The 528-nt window shown below is 52.1% G+C and carries 1 pseudogene; it reads left to right on the top strand.

Annotated elements, in window-relative coordinates:
• Positions 1-230: 230 nt before the first annotated feature.
• Positions 231-317 (top strand): annotated as a pseudogene (locus tag DDE13_RS22685) (IS1 family transposase); the annotation flags it as partial.
• Between the last annotated feature and the right edge of the window lie 211 nt (positions 318-528).

Here is a 528-nt window from a genome sequence, read left to right as displayed (position 1 = left end):
GACCCGCAGCAAAATCAGGTGCGTTTGCAGGAAAGCGCGGTCAGCGGCGGCCTGTTCACCTATTACGTTGGCTATGTTTCGCCAACGCCGAAAAGCGCCACCAGCGGGCCGATTACCAGCTGGGCAACGTGGGAATTAGTTTATAATTAAGTGACGTTAAAAAGCCGGGAATTCCGGTGATGCTGCCAACTTACTGATTTAGTGTATGATGGTGTTTTTGAGGTGCTCCAGTGGCTTCTGTTTCTATCAGCTGTCCCTCCTGTTCAGCTACTGACGGGGTGGTGCGTAACGGCAAAAGCACCGCCGGACATCAGCGCTAGCGGAGTGTTTAAGTAGCACCCTCGCAAGCTCGGGCAAATCGCTGAATATTCCTTTTGTCTCCGACCATCAGGCACCTGAGTCGCTGTCTTTTTCGTGACATTCAGTTCGCTGCGCTCACGGCTCTGGCAGTGAATGGGGGTAAATGGCACTACAGGCGCCTTTTATGGATTCATGCAAGGAAACTACCCATAATACAAGAAAAGCCCG

This window comes from Meridianimarinicoccus zhengii (genome assembly GCF_003254465.1).
GTDB lineage: Bacteria > Pseudomonadota > Alphaproteobacteria > Rhodobacterales > Rhodobacteraceae > Meridianimarinicoccus > Meridianimarinicoccus zhengii.
The sequence above is the reverse complement of the archived record's forward strand: the minus strand, read 5'-3'. Positions and strand labels throughout refer to the sequence as shown.